This window comes from Leisingera sp. NJS204 (assembly GCF_004123675.1).
GTDB lineage: Bacteria > Pseudomonadota > Alphaproteobacteria > Rhodobacterales > Rhodobacteraceae > Leisingera.
Window position 1 is genome coordinate 1,978,470 of sequence record NZ_CP035417.1, and the last position, 14,382, is coordinate 1,992,851.

The window sequence follows — 14,382 nt, forward strand, 5'->3', positions numbered from 1 at the left end:
GTCCCCCTGATTTAACGCGGCAGCGGGTCTTCGGGCTGGGCCTTCCCGGCCAGCCAGGTGCGGAATTTCATCAGCGCGGGCGCGTTGGATTTCCGCTCCGGCCAGACCAGGTAATAGGCGCCTTCGGTTTCCACCGGCTCCGGATGCAGCGCCACCAGGCGGCCTGTCGCCAGATCCTGCTCGACCAGATAATCCGGCATCAAGGCGACGCCCAACCCATGCAGCGCAGCCTGGGTGATGGTTGCGAATTGATCATAGATTGTACCACCCAAACCGGCACCAGCTTCAATACCATTCTGCTCAAACCAATCGGTCCAGGCGCTTGTCCTGGTCTGAATGTGCAACAGCGGCAGCTTCAGGATGTCTTTGGCCTCATCAATGCTGCGCCCTTCCAAAAGCAACGGTGCGCAGACCGGCAAAAGCTGCTCGTGCTTCAACAGCAGCGATTGCGTGCCCGGCCAGGATGCATCCCCAAAATGTATCGCTGCATCAAAGGGTTCATTGGCGAAGTTGAAAGGTTCCAGCCGGGTTGCCATGTTGATGGTCACATCCGGGTGCAGCCGGGCAAATTCCGGCAGCCGCGGCATCAGCCAGCGCATGCCAAAGGCCGGCAGGATTGCCAGGTTGAGCGACCCGGCCAGCGGCGCGGCCTGTAAACGCAGGGTGGATTGCACGATCTGGTTCAATGCCTGGCGGATCTCGGCGGCGTAATCCTGCGCCTCTGCGGTCAGGGCCAGCCGCTTCTGGTCCCGTTGCACCAGTTCCATCCCCAATTGCCGTTCCAGCGTCTGCAGCTGGCGGCTGACGGCCCCCTGTGTCAACGCCAATTCATCTGCAGCCGCCGAGGCGCTGCCTAGCCGGTCCACTGCCTCCAGCGCGCGCAGCGAGGAGATCGAGGGCAGGAATTTACGTGGCACAGACATGTATGAGTGTTTGTCATGCTTGCTTGCGAAAGTCTCGCTGTTTTTTCCGTTCACCTGGCGTTAGGGTTTGCCCAATTCGCGAACCACTGAGGTGACAAGATGACTGACAAACCCGCCCTGCGCGCCAAAGATGCCCCGGACCTGGGCCGTTTCAATTGGGAAGACCCGTTGCGGTTGGAGGATCAGCTGACTGAAGACGAGCGGATGATCGCCGCCTCGGCCCGCGCCTATGCTCAGGAAAAACTTCAACCTAGAGTGCTAAGCGCTTATGAAAACGAGGAAACTGATCCGGAGATTTTCCGCGAGATGGGTGAGATGGGCCTGTTGGGCACGACCATCCCGGAGGAATACGGCGGGCTTGGTGGCGGCTATGTGTCATACGGCCTGGTCGCCCGCGAGGTGGAGCGGGTCGACAGCGGCTACCGCTCAATGATGTCGGTGCAAAGTTCGTTGGTGATGTATCCGATTTACGCATACGGAAGCGAAGAACAGCGCCGGAAATACCTGCCAAAGCTTGCTGCCGGCGAATGGATCGGCTGTTTCGGCCTTACTGAACCGGACGCGGGTTCTGATCCAGCCGGTATGAAAACCCGGGCTGAAAAGACCGAAGGCGGTTACCGTCTGACCGGTTCCAAAATGTGGATCTCCAACGCGCCCATCGCTGATGTTTTTGTTGTCTGGGCAAAATCCGAAGCCCACGGCGGCAAGATCCGCGGTTTTGTGCTGGAGAAGGGCTTGAATGGTCTGAGCGCGCCGAAAATAAAAAATAAGGCCAGCCTGCGCGCGTCCATCACTGGTGAGATCGTGATGGACGGTGTTGAGGTCGGCGAGGATGCGTTGCTGCCCCATGTTCAAGGGCTCAAAGGGCCGTTCGGCTGTTTGAACCGCGCGCGGTATGGCATCAGCTGGGGCGCAATGGGCGCGGCTGAGGCTTGCTGGCACGCCGCCCGGCAATATGGCCTGGATCGCACACAATTCGGGCGTCCGCTGGCCAATACTCAGTTGTTTCAGCTGAAACTGGCGAACATGCAGACGGAAATCACCTTGGGTTTGCAGGCGTCATTGCAGGTTGGCCGTTTGATGGATGCCGCCAATGCGGCGCCGGAAATGATCTCGATCATCAAGCGCAATAACTGCGGCAAGGCGCTGGATATCGCCCGGATGGCACGGGATATGCACGGCGGCAATGGTATCAGCTTGGAGTTCAATGTCATTCGCCACATGGTGAACCTGGAGACGGTGAACACTTATGAAGGCACCCATGATGTGCATGCCTTGATCCTTGGCCGCGCTCAGACCGGATTGCAGGCCTTCTTCTAATCATGCCAAGCAGCGCGGGGAAATGTCCCTGTGCTGCATTTATGCATTATTGAAATGCATTTTCGCAATAGGGTTGCGCACCGTGCGTTCCGCAAAGGCTGGCAGGGGTGGAGTGCGAAACATGCCAGTGGCTTTGGATCCGAAAATGTTAACTGAGTGGGCGGGCAGAGGGCCAGAACTTTAAAGAATTTCGGCAATAGTTCATCTGGTGGTTAATTTTAATAAATCCTATCGGCATTCTATGGGGTTTCTCAGGTGATCATATGTCCCTGCCTTGCAGTAGCGCAATCGAACGCTAGTGAGATTGAAGCCCCATTCACCTTGCAGTTTCGCAAAACCAACCCGCAAAACGCTAGGTCAAATGCAGGTACCTTTGCAGTTACTCAAAGTCATTTTGCTCAAATACAGGCGTGTTTTTGCAGATTGAACGCCGTGTTTTGGCGAGGAGTCCTGAAATTTTTCGCGTGTTAATAAAAGGTTATCATCCTTTTAGGTGTGACAGAAGTGCTTTGTGAAAATTTTCTTAACTTACAGGCTGAGATAGCTGAGGGGGCAGGGAAACGCCCAGAGTTCCCGAACCCGCCGTCCTGCTTTTTGTGCCGGTCACAAAAAAACGGGCCGGAAAACTCCGGCCCGTGTCAGCGCATCTGGAAGATCCGGTTAAGCCGGAAGGTAGATGTTGAACGTCTCGCGGATTGCCATGTCGGTTGCGGCATCAAACCGTGCGGATGCGCGCTGGGACAGGATCTTCTCCTTCTTGGCAATAGCCTTTTGGATCAGGTCAGGCTTTTCAAGCTCCACCCATTCCTTGGGGGATGTCCGGTCGCCCAGATCCGGATAAACATAGTCGACCTGCATCCGGCTGAGGGTTTGATCGGTGCCCAGATAATGGCCAGGCCCGCCCATGCAAGTGGCGCGCATCTGGTCCAGAGCGAGGGTTTCATCGTTCACCTCAATGCCGCGGACGCATCTCTGCGCCTGGCCGAGAAGGTCGTTGTCCAAGATCAGCGACTCAAGGCAAAACCCCAGCAGTGACGCGTGCATTCCGGCAGCTTCATAGGCCATGTTGAGGCCGGAAAGCCCCGCCATAACCGCAGAGCACATCTGCTCCCAGCCGGCCTGCATATCCGGCAATTTGGAATCCGATGCGCCAGCCGCGGCGCCGCCTGGCAGATTGTAAAATTTATGCATCTGAGCACAGCCTGCAGTCAGCAACGCCTGTTCGCCGGAGCCCACGGACATCGCGCCGGTACGCAGATCAAGACCAAAGGGCCAAGTGCCGAAAATAGCGGGTGCGCCTGGACTTACAGCGTTAACATAAACCAGGCCGGCGAGACATTCCGCTACCGCCTGGGTGATGGCGCCGGCGATGGACGATGGGGCGGTTGCCCCGGCCATGCCCGCCGACAGCAGCAGCACCGGCATGCCGCCTTTGATGCATTCCTCCATCACTTCACAGGATTCGGTCGCAAACTTCATGGGAGGCACAACAAAGCAGTTTGAGTTCGACACAAAAGGCCGCTCGCGCCATTTGTCTTCGCCGCCCGCAATCATGTGCAGCAGCTCCAGTCCCGGCTTCACGAAATCCGGTTCGCTAAAGGAGACGCCGACATGTTTGGTTGTGCCTGCGGTGGTCGCGTAGATGGAGTTCAGGTCCATCTCAAGATTGTCGGGGATGTCGCGGCATACCATCGGACGCTGGACAAAGTGGATATTGTCCAGCTGATCACAGATGCGCGCAGCGTCGTGCAGATCCTGCACAGTTGAATCGCGGTATTCCTTGCCGTGGACGTCTACCACGCTGACCGCGGCGCCAGCAGTGCCATAGTGAACCCGGCCGCCAGACAACTGCAGGTCAGACTTGCCATCCCGGCTGAACAGGGTGACGGAGCGGTTTGCCTTGGCGATGGTGTCTTCGACCAGCGCGCGCGGGAACCGGATGCGCCCGTCATCACCCAGCACGCAGCCGGCGGAAGTCAGGTAGTCGATGCCGCTTTGCGGCGCGTCGGCAAGACCGATTTCCTCCAGCGCGGTCAGGGCGGCCTCATGGATTTTTTCCATGTCAGCCTGGCTGAGCAACTTCAGCGCAGTGGATTCCATGCCGGGGCGGACCGGGCGCAGGTGTTCCGGCAATGCAGCAGCGCGGGCTGCACGGCGCGCATTGCGCCCTCCGCTACGGGCAGCGCGGGACGGGGAGGCTTGATCGTTCATTCTGTGAGCCTTTCAGAAGAAGTGAGTTGAAGTGTTAAATCGTCAACTCACTGCGGCCGCCCCCTTGCCGCACGGCCCCGTGCCGCACCAATGGTGCGGCAGATAAGGCTGACATGGCAGCGTTCACCTTGCATGCGGACTCCTGTTCAGTTCCCTGCAAATTGGCACGCTTTTGCGTCGTTTCTAGCACAATAGCGACCTTGGTGAAAAAAACGACATGTTTTTCATTTGGACGGAGAGTGCCAAGAGACCTGAGAAGCCGCATGCTTTTTCCGAAAATTTCATCATTTTTAATGCAGTAACCTTGATTTTTAACGCTTCACGGAGTGGTTCATTGTTGGCAAAGTGAGTTCGGGAACCAAATATTAAGCATTAATGGCTATACTGGATATCCTGGGGATGAAGCGCTGATCCAGCGCATTTCAAAAAGGCACAGCCACATGCCGATGGTTAAAAAGGCCAGACACAGGTGCTCTCTAGCCGCGGTATTTGCGGCGGCGGCTCTGATTTCTCAGACATCTGCCGCGGAAGAATGGCGGCCGTTGCCCTCCGGTTTCACAGGTCAGCCGGCTGCTGCAACTGGCAGCAGGCTAACAAGTGAAGCACGCTCCTTCCAATTTGCATATGGCCGCCATTTGGGGGGAATGATCCTGGCCGGCACTGTCACGATGGAGCAGTCAGGCCTGCTGACACAAGCGGTGCAAGCGGAAGAGACCCGCCAGCTGCGGTTGCACGCCGGTTATGACTTTGGTCCCGCAACAGGGTTCGTCACCCTGGGCCGGGTGCAGGCGGAAACGTCCAGCGGATCGCGGCAAGGACCGCTGTTTGGCCTGGGTATGCGGGTTTCGCTGAACCGCGCGCTGCAGGTGACCGGAGAATTGCTTCACCACGAGGCCGGACCAAGGGACGGCACTGCCAGCCCGCGTGGGGAGACCTTGTCGGTGAGTGCCGCTTTCCGGTTTTGACCCGGTCTATTAAACATTAGACAGCGTTGCCGCCACTAGGACCGGAGAGGCCGGTTTTCAATGGCTTGGCAATTTCCTGCCTGCGGATTCCGGCGGAAAGACGCACGTGTCCGGGAATTTTCGGCCAGTCACTGCCAGTTCAGCAGGCGTGATCAACGCGGCTCTGGAAGTTCCTGTGCAGAACCCTTTTGTAGCTGACACCGGCGCACAGCTTGCGCCGGGACTGCAAAAGGAGAAGTCTGAATGACTCGTTTCGTAGCTATGACAGCCATCGCCGCCGTAATGGGCAGTGCGGCCTTTGCCGGCAATGTAAGTGATCCGGTGATTGAACCCGCTCCAGCTCCGGCGCCTGTTCCGGTGGCCAACGATGGCGGCGACTGGACCGGTTTCTACCTGGGTGGTCAGGTCGGCCAGCTGGATGCAGACGCCAGCAACGGCGCCTCTGGAGACGATACCGCTTATGGTATCCACGGCGGCTACAACCATGATTTCGGCCGTTTCGTATTGGGCGGCGAACTGGAATATGATGCAACCGACCTGGATCTGGGCGGCGGTGCGACTGTTGACTCGGTTGCCCGCGCCAAGGTGAAGGCCGGCTATGACTTTGGCAATGTGCTGGCATATGTGACCGGTGGCGTGGCCGAAGCTGACAGCTCTCTGGGCAGCGAAACCGGTGAGTTCTACGGTGTCGGCATTGCCTATCAGGTGACCGATCAGTGGCAAATCGGCGGCGAAGTGCTGGAGCATGAGTTCGACCAGTTCGGCAACTCGGGCGTGGGGGCGGATGCCACATCGGTATCGCTGCGCGCGTCCTTCAAGTTCTAAGCCTGACAAAATTACGGGCGCGGCACTCCTGTTCCGTCGCGCCCTTGGCCGCCCGGTCCGGGCCCAAGACGGACCGGGCGGCCGTTGCTGTTTGAGGCAAAAGGCTTGGCGGGCGGAATGTCCCGTGCTAAGCAACCTGCATGAACCAAAATTGCACCATCATTAACTGCTGCATTACCTGCTGACATATCAGCGGGCCGGTTTCTGTCGTTTTCATTTCTCTGACAAGTTGCTAAGCCCGCGCTGCGCGCAACGGGTGATGCTGGCCGTTTCTGGCTGGGCATGGGAGAGGAACCGGGCATGGGTACCATGGACATAGAGATCAAGCTGCAGAATACGAAGACCCGCAAGAAGGAGGTCTTTGAGCCGATCAACGCCAGCAATGTACGGATGTATGTCTGCGGTCCCACGGTCTATGACCGGGCGCATCTGGGCAATGCGCGTCCAGTGGTGGTATTTGATGTGCTATATCGTCTGCTGCGCGAGGTTTATGGAGCGGCGGAAGTGACTTACGCCCGGAACTTCACCGACGTGGATGACAAGATCAATGCACGTGCCACCGAAAGCGGACGCCAGATCGGCGATATCACCGCCGAGACCACCCAGTGGTTCCTGGATGACATGGGTGAACTTGGCGCGCTGCAGCCCAACCACATGCCGCGCGCAACCGAATACATCCCGCAGATGGTGGCGATGATCGGGAATCTGATCGCCAAGGGCCACGCCTATGCGGCTGAAGGCCATGTGCTGTTTGCTGTCGACAGCTGGAAAGAGTCGTACGGCAAACTATCGGGCCGGTCGGTGGACGACATGATTGCCGGCGCGCGGGTGGAAATCGCGCCCTACAAAAAGAACCCGATGGATTTTGTGCTGTGGAAACCTTCCACTGATGACTTGCCAGGCTGGGACAGCCCCTGGGGCCGCGGACGGCCTGGCTGGCACATTGAATGCTCGGCAATGTCATATGAGCTTCTGGGCGGGACCTTTGACATTCACGGCGGCGGCAATGATCTGATGTTCCCGCACCACGAGAATGAAATTGCGCAAAGCTGCTGCGCCAATGGCGACGATAGCTTTGCACGGTACTGGCTGCACAACGAGATGCTGCAGGTCGAGGGAAAGAAGATGTCCAAGAGCCTGGGCAACTTCTTCACCGTGCGTGACCTGCTGGATCAGGGCTATCCGGGCGAGGTGATCCGGCTTGTGTTTTTGCAGACCCATTACCGAAAACCGATGGATTGGACTGACAAAAAGGCAAAAGAGGCCGAGGCGACGCTGCGCAAGTGGCGGGCGCTGACCACGGGCATCGAACCCGCGTCCAGCGCTGCTGCCGCGGTTCTGGCGGCTTTGGCGGATGACCTGAATACCGCTGGTGTCATTGCGGAGCTGCACAAGCTGGCGGCGGCTGGTGACGCAGCCGGTCTGCTGGCATCTGCCAATTTGCTGGGGCTGCTGACAAATGAGATGGGTGCGTGGGCTGCCGGACCAGCAGTGGATCTCTCCGGGTATGAAGAAATCCTCTTCAAAGCGCGCCAGAACGCCATGGAAACGAAGGATTTTTCTGAAGTTGATCGTCTGAAGGCGGCCTTGATAGAAGCGGGTCTGGAAGTGCGGATGAGCAAGGCGGGTGTCGAACTGGTGCCGGGGCCCGGATTTGACCCTGCGAAACTGGAGGCGCTTTGATGGCCAAAGAACGCCTCTACCTCTACGACACAACCTTGCGGGACGGGCAGCAGACCCAGGGGGTGCAATTCTCAACCGCAGAAAAAATTCAAATATCCCATGCGCTTGACGGACTTGGTGTTGATTACATCGAAGGCGGCTGGCCGGGGGCGAACCCGACCGACAGTGCGTTTTTCAACGAGGCGCCTGATACACGCGCCACGATGACTGCGTTTGGTATGACCAAGCGGGCAGGACGGTCAGCGGAAAACGACGATGTTCTGGCGGCGGTGATGAATGCCGGAACGCCAGCGGTGTGTCTGGTGGGCAAGAGCCATGACTACCATGTGACCCAGGCGCTGGGGATCACCCTGGACGAGAACTTGGAAAACATCCGTGCCTCGATCGCCCATATCGTAGCGCAGGGGCGCGAGGCGTTGTTTGATGCCGAACACTTCTTTGATGGATATAAGGATAACCCCGGCTTTGCGCTAAATGCTTGCCGGGCTGCACTGGAGGCCGGGGCGCGCTGGGTAGTGCTGTGCGACACCAATGGCGGCGTCCTGCCATCCGAAGTGAAGCGGATAGTCTCAGAAGTTGTTGCCGCCGGAATTCCAGGTGAGAAACTTGGCATACATACCCATAATGACACGGAAAACGCCGTCGCTTGCTCGCTTGCGGCTGTGGAAGCAGGAGCGAGGCAGGTGCAAGGCACACTGAACGGCTTGGGTGAACGCTGCGGCAACGCCAACCTGACTGCGCTGATCCCGACACTGCTGTTGAAGGAACCCTATGCCAGCCGGTTTGAGACAGGCGTCACCCATGAAGCTCTGGAAAGCCTGACCCGGATCAGCCGGATGCTGGACGATATCCTGAACCGGGTTCCGGTGCGGCAGGCGGCTTATGTGGGGGCCTCGGCCTTTGCCCATAAGGCGGGTCTGCACGCCAGCGCGATCCTCAAGGATCCTTCGACCTATGAACACATAGAGCCGGGCAAGGTTGGCAACGCGCGGGTTATACCGATGTCGAACCAGGCCGGTCAGTCGAACCTGCGCAAGCGTTTGACTGATGCGGGTCTGAGTGTGGACAAAGGCAATCCGGCACTGGCGCTGATCCTGGAACGGATCAAGACGCGTGAGGCAGAGGGGTATTCCTATGACACCGCGCAGGCGTCGTTTGAGCTGCTGGCGCGCAAGGAGCTGGGGCAGCTGCCGGAATTCTTTGAAGTCAAACGCTATAAGGTCACCGTTGAGCGGCGCAAGAACAAATACAACCGGATGGTCAGCCTGTCAGAGGCGGTTGTGGTGGTGAAGGTCGATGGCGAAAAGCGGCTGTCTGTCAGTGAATCCCTTGATGATACCGGCAGCGATCGTGGTCCGGTCAACGCTCTGGCGCGGGCGCTGAGCAAGGACCTGGGGCGCTATTCTGCACAGCTGGAAGATATGCGGCTGGTCGATTTCAAGGTGCGGATCACCCAAGGCGGCACCGAGGCTGTGACGCGGGTTATCATCGACAGCGAAGACAGCCAGGGCCATCGCTGGTCGACGGTTGGCGTCAGCCCGAACATCATCGATGCGTCGTTTGAGGCGCTGCTGGACGCGATCCGCTGGAAGCTGATCCATGACGGCGGGGCCGGGCAGGCGGATGACGTTTGATGCTGATCTGACGGCCTGCGCCGAGCTGGTCCAGCAAAGCGACCCGGACCGGTTTTTGGCCACGATGGCTGCGCCGGTTCAGGCGCGGCCGTTGCTGTTTGCGCTCTATGCTTTCAATATCGAACTGGCGCGGGCACCCTGGGCCAGCCAGGAGAGTATGATTGCCGAAATGCGGGTGCAATGGTGGCGCGATGCAGGCGCCGAGATTGCCGAGGGGGGTTCTGTCCGCCGCCACTATGCGGCCACGCCATTGGGGCGGCTGCTGAAGCCGGAACTGGCTGCCTGCATCGACGGCATGGCCGGGGCGCGGCGTTGGGATATATACAAGGATCCCTTTGCTGATGAAGCTGAATTTGATAGCTACATTGATCGCACCAGCGGTTCGCTGATGTGGATGGCGGCAGCGTCACTAGGTCAGGCGGATGAAGCCGTTGTACGGGGTTTTGCCTATGGCGCGGGCATTGCCAATTGGTTGCGCGCCATTCCGGAGCTGGAAGCGCAGAAGCGGATTCCGTTGCTGGATGGGACCTTGGAAGGCGTGCAGGCTTTGGCGCGCAAAGGGTTGCAGCAGCTGACTAAAGCCCGCGCGGATCGCAGCGCGGTTTCGAAACAGGCAGGCAGGGCGTTGTTGGCGGGATGGCAGGCCGAGGCCATTCTGAAACAGGCGGAGAAACAGCCGGAGCGGGTGGCGCAGGGTGCATTAGGGCAAAGCGAATTCCGGCGAAGAACAGGCCTGATGCGGCGGGCTGTCCTTGGCCGCTGGTAGATAGAAATCAAAGAAAAAGGCGCCTGATCGGGCGCCTTTTTTGTTATTGCAGGAGGATACATCAGGCCTCTTTGGGGCGCATCACCAGCCACACCAGCGCGCCGCCTGCCAGCACCAGGAAGGGAGCCATCGCCATGTTCACGGCGCTCCAGCCGTCTGCAGGGTTGCCGCCCGAGCAGTTCATCAGCCCGCCTGAAGCCAGCGACGCCATGGTGACCCCGCCAAAGACCAGAAGGTCGTTCAGCCCCTGCATCCGGCCGCGCTCATAGCTTTCATGTGCGCCGGCCAGCATGGTTGTGGCGCCGATAAAGCCGAAGTTCCAGCCCACGCCCAAAAGCACCAGCGCGATGAAGAAGTTCTCGATTTCAACGCCTTGCAAGGCAACAGCACCGGCACCGGCAAGGATAACCAGGCCTGCGGCCACAATCTTTTCCACACCGAAGCGGGCGATCAGGTGGCCGGTAAAGAAGGACGGCACATACATCGCCAGAACGTGAGAGGTGACCACGTCGGCAGCATTGCCTTCGGTAAAACCGCAGCCGACCACCGCCAGAGGTGTGGAGGTCATCACCAGGTTCATCAAGGCGTAGGAGACCATGGCGCAGATCACGGCAACCGCAATCACCGGGGTCTTCAGCAATTCCAGACGGCTGCGGCCCTTGGGGCTGTCCTCGCTAGGTGCGGGCGGCTTTGGAATGTCCAGAAACAAGAACAGTGCAGCCCCGAAGACGTTGACTGCGATCACCGCCAGATAGGTACCGAGAAAAGGAATAACAAAGGCTTGGCTGGTAAACTTGACAATCTGAGGTCCGATGATAGCAGCAGCAAGGCCGCCGGCCATAACATAGGAAATCGCCTTGGGGCGGAACGCTTCGGACGCCGTATCGGCGGCAGCAAAACGGTAGAAACCGTGCGCGCTCATATAAACGCCGGTCAGCAGGCTGCCGAGCAGGAAGATGGGAAAGGAGCCAAGGTACAACCCGTAAGCGCCGACCAGCCCGCCAACAGATCCAAAGGCCGCGCCGGTAAAGAACCCGGCCCGCCGGCCCCAGCGCTGCATAATGGCCGAGATGGGCGTGGCGGCCAGCATCGAGCCGCCGACAATCAGCGAAATCGGCAGCGTTGCAAAACAGGGGTTCGAGGCCAGCGACTGGCCGGCCAGGCCGCCAACAATGAAAATCATCGGCATTTGGGCGCCGAGGATCGCCTGGGCCAGCACCAGGATGGCGACGTTTTTCTTGGCGACTGTGTCGCTGGGGGTGGTCATGCTTATGGTCATGTGGGATGCGTAGCTGTGAATATGTGCAGGAGCAAGCCAGCGGGCCAGGCCCTGCGATCACGGTTTCTTTCAACCGCCGCCAATCAGGGGGTAACGTGGCGTCAGATGGACAGACATTCCTGCCGGGAGCGGGACGGATTATCCAATGCGACGCCTGCGTGAGTGAGGGCGCCGAATGGCTGGCCGCGCAGGACAGCCGGTTTGCCGATGCTTTGAAATTGACCGGCCCATTGCCGCTGCGCCGCAAGCCGGACGGGTTTGCCGAGCTGTTGAGCGCAATTGTCAGCCAGCAGGTGAGTGTGGCCTCCGCCAAGGCGATCTGGGCCCGGATGAAGGCCGCCAGGCTCACCGGGCCGCGTAAGATACTGTGGGCCACGGATGAGGATCTGCGCGCAGCAGGCCTCAGCCGCCAGAAGATCCGCTATGCCCGTGCACTGGCTGAGGCACGCATTGATTTCAAAGCCTTGCGGGACGTTCCGGATGCGGAAGTGATTACACGTCTGGTCGAGGTCCCGGGGATCGGTGTTTGGACGGCTGAGATTTATGCAATGTTTTCGCTGGGCCGGGCCGATGTCTTTGCCCCTGGCGATTTGGCCCTTCAGGAGGCGGCACGGGTGCTGTTTGATCTGCCGGCCCGCCCCAAGGACCGGGAACTGCGGCAAATGGCCGAAGACTGGTCGCCCTGGCGATCGGTTGCGGCGCGCATTCTCTGGGCCTATTACCGGGTGGCGAAGGACAGGGAAGGGATCCGATGACTCGTGTACTGAATGCCGGCCGCAAAGAGCCGCTCTCCGGCGATATCCGCTCGATTGTGGTGTTCCTGCATGGTTATGGCGCCAATGGCGCCGACCTGCTGGGGCTTGCGGACCCTTTGGCTGAACATTTGCCGGATACGCTGTTTGTCGCGCCTGACGCGCCTGAAGCCTGTGCCGGCGCTCCGATGGGCTATCAGTGGTTTCCGATTCCCTGGATCGACGGCTCTTCGGAAGAGGAAAGCATGCGCGGCATGCAGGCGGCCGAAGAAGATTTGAATGCCTTCCTGAATGCGCTGATGGTGGACGAGGACGTGCTGCCGGAACAGGTGGTGCTGTTCGGGTTCAGCCAGGGCACAATGATGAGCCTGCAGATTGCTCCACGGCGAGAAGACGCGGTGGCCGGTATTGTAGCCTTTTCCGGCCGTCTGCTGGCGCCTGAACTGCTCAAGGACGAAGCCGTGTCCAAGATGCCGATCCTGCTGGTGCACGGAGATCAGGACGATGTGGTGCCGGTGCAATCCTTGCCGGAAGCGGCGGAAGCTTTGCAGGAGGCCGGTTTTCAGGATGTCTTTGCCCATATTCAAAAGGGCACGGGCCATGGCATCGCACCGGATGGCTTGAGCGTAGCCTTGGCCTTTATGCGCGATAAGCTGGGGTTGTAACGCTGGATCAAAGACTTCCCGCCCTGGGCTGCTCCATCAAAGATGAGGCGAACCGGGTCCGGACCCGGCGGGCCCGCAAAATTCTTGGCAAGAATTTTGGCCGGAAAATTCAAATTTTCCGGCGCGCTGCAGCCGATTCAATAAGCCCAAAGCTGCGGTTCGGCGATTTCAATCGAGTTTCCTGCCGGGTCGCGGAAGTAGAGGGAGTGCGCTCCGCTGGGCCAGTCGAACTCAGCCTCAATTTCAATCCCTGATGCCACCAGACGGCCGCGCATCAAAAGCAGGTCTGCCCGCGGCTGGGCAAAACATATGTGCCCCGGGCCGCTGCTGCCATGCGGCGGCACTGGTAAACGCGGATTGCCGGGCGGCTTTATGGTTTCCTGAGCATTGAAAATCAGCAATACCGAAGTTCCGCAGCGAAAGAAGACGTGCCTGTCACCGACCCGTTGAATCCGCTCAAGTCCCAGGATCCGGCCGTAGAATTCTTCTGCCGCGTCCAGATCATCGGCATATAGCGCAGTTTCCAGAATGGCTTTGGGGGCAGGGGCTTGCGGTGGCATGCTGACAGGATATCAGCGCCGCCGCGGCCTGTCACTTGCCGGGTTCCGGTTCGCAGATGCCTTGGGCCTGCGGGGCGGTTTTTGCGAAGGTTTGGGCGGCCCTGGCACCTTTGGGGCTTCAAGATCGTCCCACGCTCCCTGAGCCAGCCCCTCGAGTGTCCAAGCGCCGATGCTATAGCGGATCAGGCGCAGCGTCGGGTATCCGGCCGCGGCTGTCATCCGCCTTACCTGCCGGTTGCGGCCCTCGCGGATTGTCAGTTCCAGCCAGCTGTCGGCGACGGTCTTGCGCATCCGGACAGGCGGCGTGCGGGCCCAAAGGCCCGGCGGCTCATCCATTAGCCGGGCTTTGGCTGGCAGAGTCTTTCCGTCTTTCAATTCAATGCCTTCTGCAAGTAACTTGAGCGCCTCAGCGTCAGGTTTGCCCTCGACCTGGACCCAATAGGTCTTGGTCATTTTATGTTTCGGGTCGGTGATCCAGGACTGCAGCCGGCCGTTGTCTGTCAGCAGCATCAGCCCTTCGCTGTCGCGGTCAAGACGGCCGGCAGCATAAACACTGGGGCAGTCAATGAAATCGCTCAGCGTGGCACGGGGGCTGCCCTGACTGCCGCGATCAGTGAACTGGGGCAGCACATCATAAGGTTTGTTGAAGCGGATCAGGCGGGTCATGGCATGGCAATAGGCGGGCCAATCAGGCAGAGCAAGAGAGAACACAAAACAGGCTTGTGGATAACTTTCACCGCATTGTCACGGAATCAGCTTAGATAGATCCCGAGATATTGTGGATCATCAGGGCTTGTCA

13 protein-coding genes are annotated in these 14,382 nt (G+C 59.2%); 8 read left to right on the forward strand and 5 right to left on the reverse strand.

The genetic code is table 11. The features are described from left to right. Positions 1-11: 11 nt before the first annotated feature. The gene (locus ETW24_RS09715; RefSeq protein WP_129370876.1) at positions 12-923 is read right to left on the reverse strand and encodes a LysR family transcriptional regulator; all 912 of its coding nucleotides are present in this window, start codon (positions 921-923) and stop codon (positions 12-14) included. 99 nt (positions 924-1,022) lie between these two features. On the opposite strand from ETW24_RS09715, the gene ETW24_RS09720 reads away from it, so the two are divergent. Beyond that, on the forward strand, positions 1,023-2,243 hold the full coding sequence (locus tag ETW24_RS09720) for an acyl-CoA dehydrogenase (protein WP_129370877.1): 1,221 nt from the start codon (positions 1,023-1,025) through the stop codon (positions 2,241-2,243). A gap of 660 nt (positions 2,244-2,903) precedes the next feature. Here ETW24_RS09720 and ETW24_RS09725 read toward each other — a convergent pair. Continuing rightward, positions 2,904-4,454: a trimethylamine methyltransferase family protein gene (locus ETW24_RS09725; RefSeq protein ID WP_129370878.1), complete on the reverse strand. Its 1,551-nt coding sequence runs from the start codon at positions 4,452-4,454 to the stop codon at positions 2,904-2,906. A 644-nt stretch (positions 4,455-5,098) separates the two neighbouring features. On the opposite strand from ETW24_RS09725, the gene ETW24_RS24800 reads away from it, so the two are divergent. The 5 genes from ETW24_RS24800 (at position 5,099) to ETW24_RS09750 (ending at position 10,327) form a co-directional block, all read left to right on the forward strand. Continuing rightward, positions 5,099-5,419, forward strand: a complete 321-nt coding sequence (locus ETW24_RS24800; protein WP_237454487.1) for a hypothetical protein — start codon at positions 5,099-5,101, stop codon at positions 5,417-5,419. Between the two features lie 243 nt (positions 5,420-5,662). Beyond that, positions 5,663-6,244, forward strand: a complete 582-nt coding sequence (locus tag ETW24_RS09735; protein ID WP_129370880.1) for an outer membrane protein — start codon at positions 5,663-5,665, stop codon at positions 6,242-6,244. A 300-nt stretch (positions 6,245-6,544) separates the two neighbouring features. Beyond that, complete coding sequence (gene cysS / locus ETW24_RS09740) at positions 6,545-7,927, forward strand: cysteine--tRNA ligase (protein WP_129370881.1); 1,383 nt, start codon at positions 6,545-6,547, stop codon at positions 7,925-7,927. Continuing rightward, positions 7,927-9,561, forward strand: coding sequence for a citramalate synthase (gene cimA / locus ETW24_RS09745; protein WP_129370882.1), 1,635 nt, complete (start codon positions 7,927-7,929; stop codon positions 9,559-9,561). Before cysS ends, cimA begins: the two co-directional genes overlap by 1 nt. Then, positions 9,551-10,327 (forward strand): squalene/phytoene synthase family protein, encoded by a 777-nt coding sequence (locus ETW24_RS09750; protein ID WP_129370883.1) that lies wholly within the window; start codon positions 9,551-9,553, stop codon positions 10,325-10,327. The genes cimA and ETW24_RS09750 overlap by 11 nt, the downstream gene beginning before the upstream one ends. A 61-nt stretch (positions 10,328-10,388) precedes the next feature. Here the strand turns inward: ETW24_RS09750 and ETW24_RS09755 are convergent, their stop codons facing one another. After that, complete coding sequence (locus tag ETW24_RS09755) at positions 10,389-11,606, reverse strand: MFS transporter (protein WP_129370884.1); 1,218 nt, start codon at positions 11,604-11,606, stop codon at positions 10,389-10,391. A 158-nt stretch (positions 11,607-11,764) separates the two neighbouring features. Between ETW24_RS09755 and ETW24_RS09760 the strand changes: the two genes are divergently transcribed. Beyond that, complete coding sequence (locus tag ETW24_RS09760; protein ID WP_237454492.1) at positions 11,765-12,361, forward strand: DNA-3-methyladenine glycosylase family protein; 597 nt, start codon at positions 11,765-11,767, stop codon at positions 12,359-12,361. Further along, positions 12,358-13,023 (forward strand): alpha/beta hydrolase, encoded by a 666-nt coding sequence (locus ETW24_RS09765; protein ID WP_129370886.1) that lies wholly within the window; start codon positions 12,358-12,360, stop codon positions 13,021-13,023. The genes ETW24_RS09760 and ETW24_RS09765 overlap by 4 nt, the downstream gene beginning before the upstream one ends. 137 nt (positions 13,024-13,160) lie before the next feature. On the opposite strand, the gene ETW24_RS09770 is transcribed toward ETW24_RS09765, so the two are convergent. After that, on the reverse strand, positions 13,161-13,583 hold the full coding sequence (locus tag ETW24_RS09770) for a VOC family protein (RefSeq protein WP_129370887.1): 423 nt from the start codon (positions 13,581-13,583) through the stop codon (positions 13,161-13,163). Positions 13,584-13,595: 12 nt separating this feature from the next. Next, positions 13,596-14,249, reverse strand: coding sequence for a pseudouridine synthase (locus ETW24_RS09775; protein ID WP_129370888.1), 654 nt, complete (start codon positions 14,247-14,249; stop codon positions 13,596-13,598). Positions 14,250-14,382: the final 133 nt, after the last annotated feature.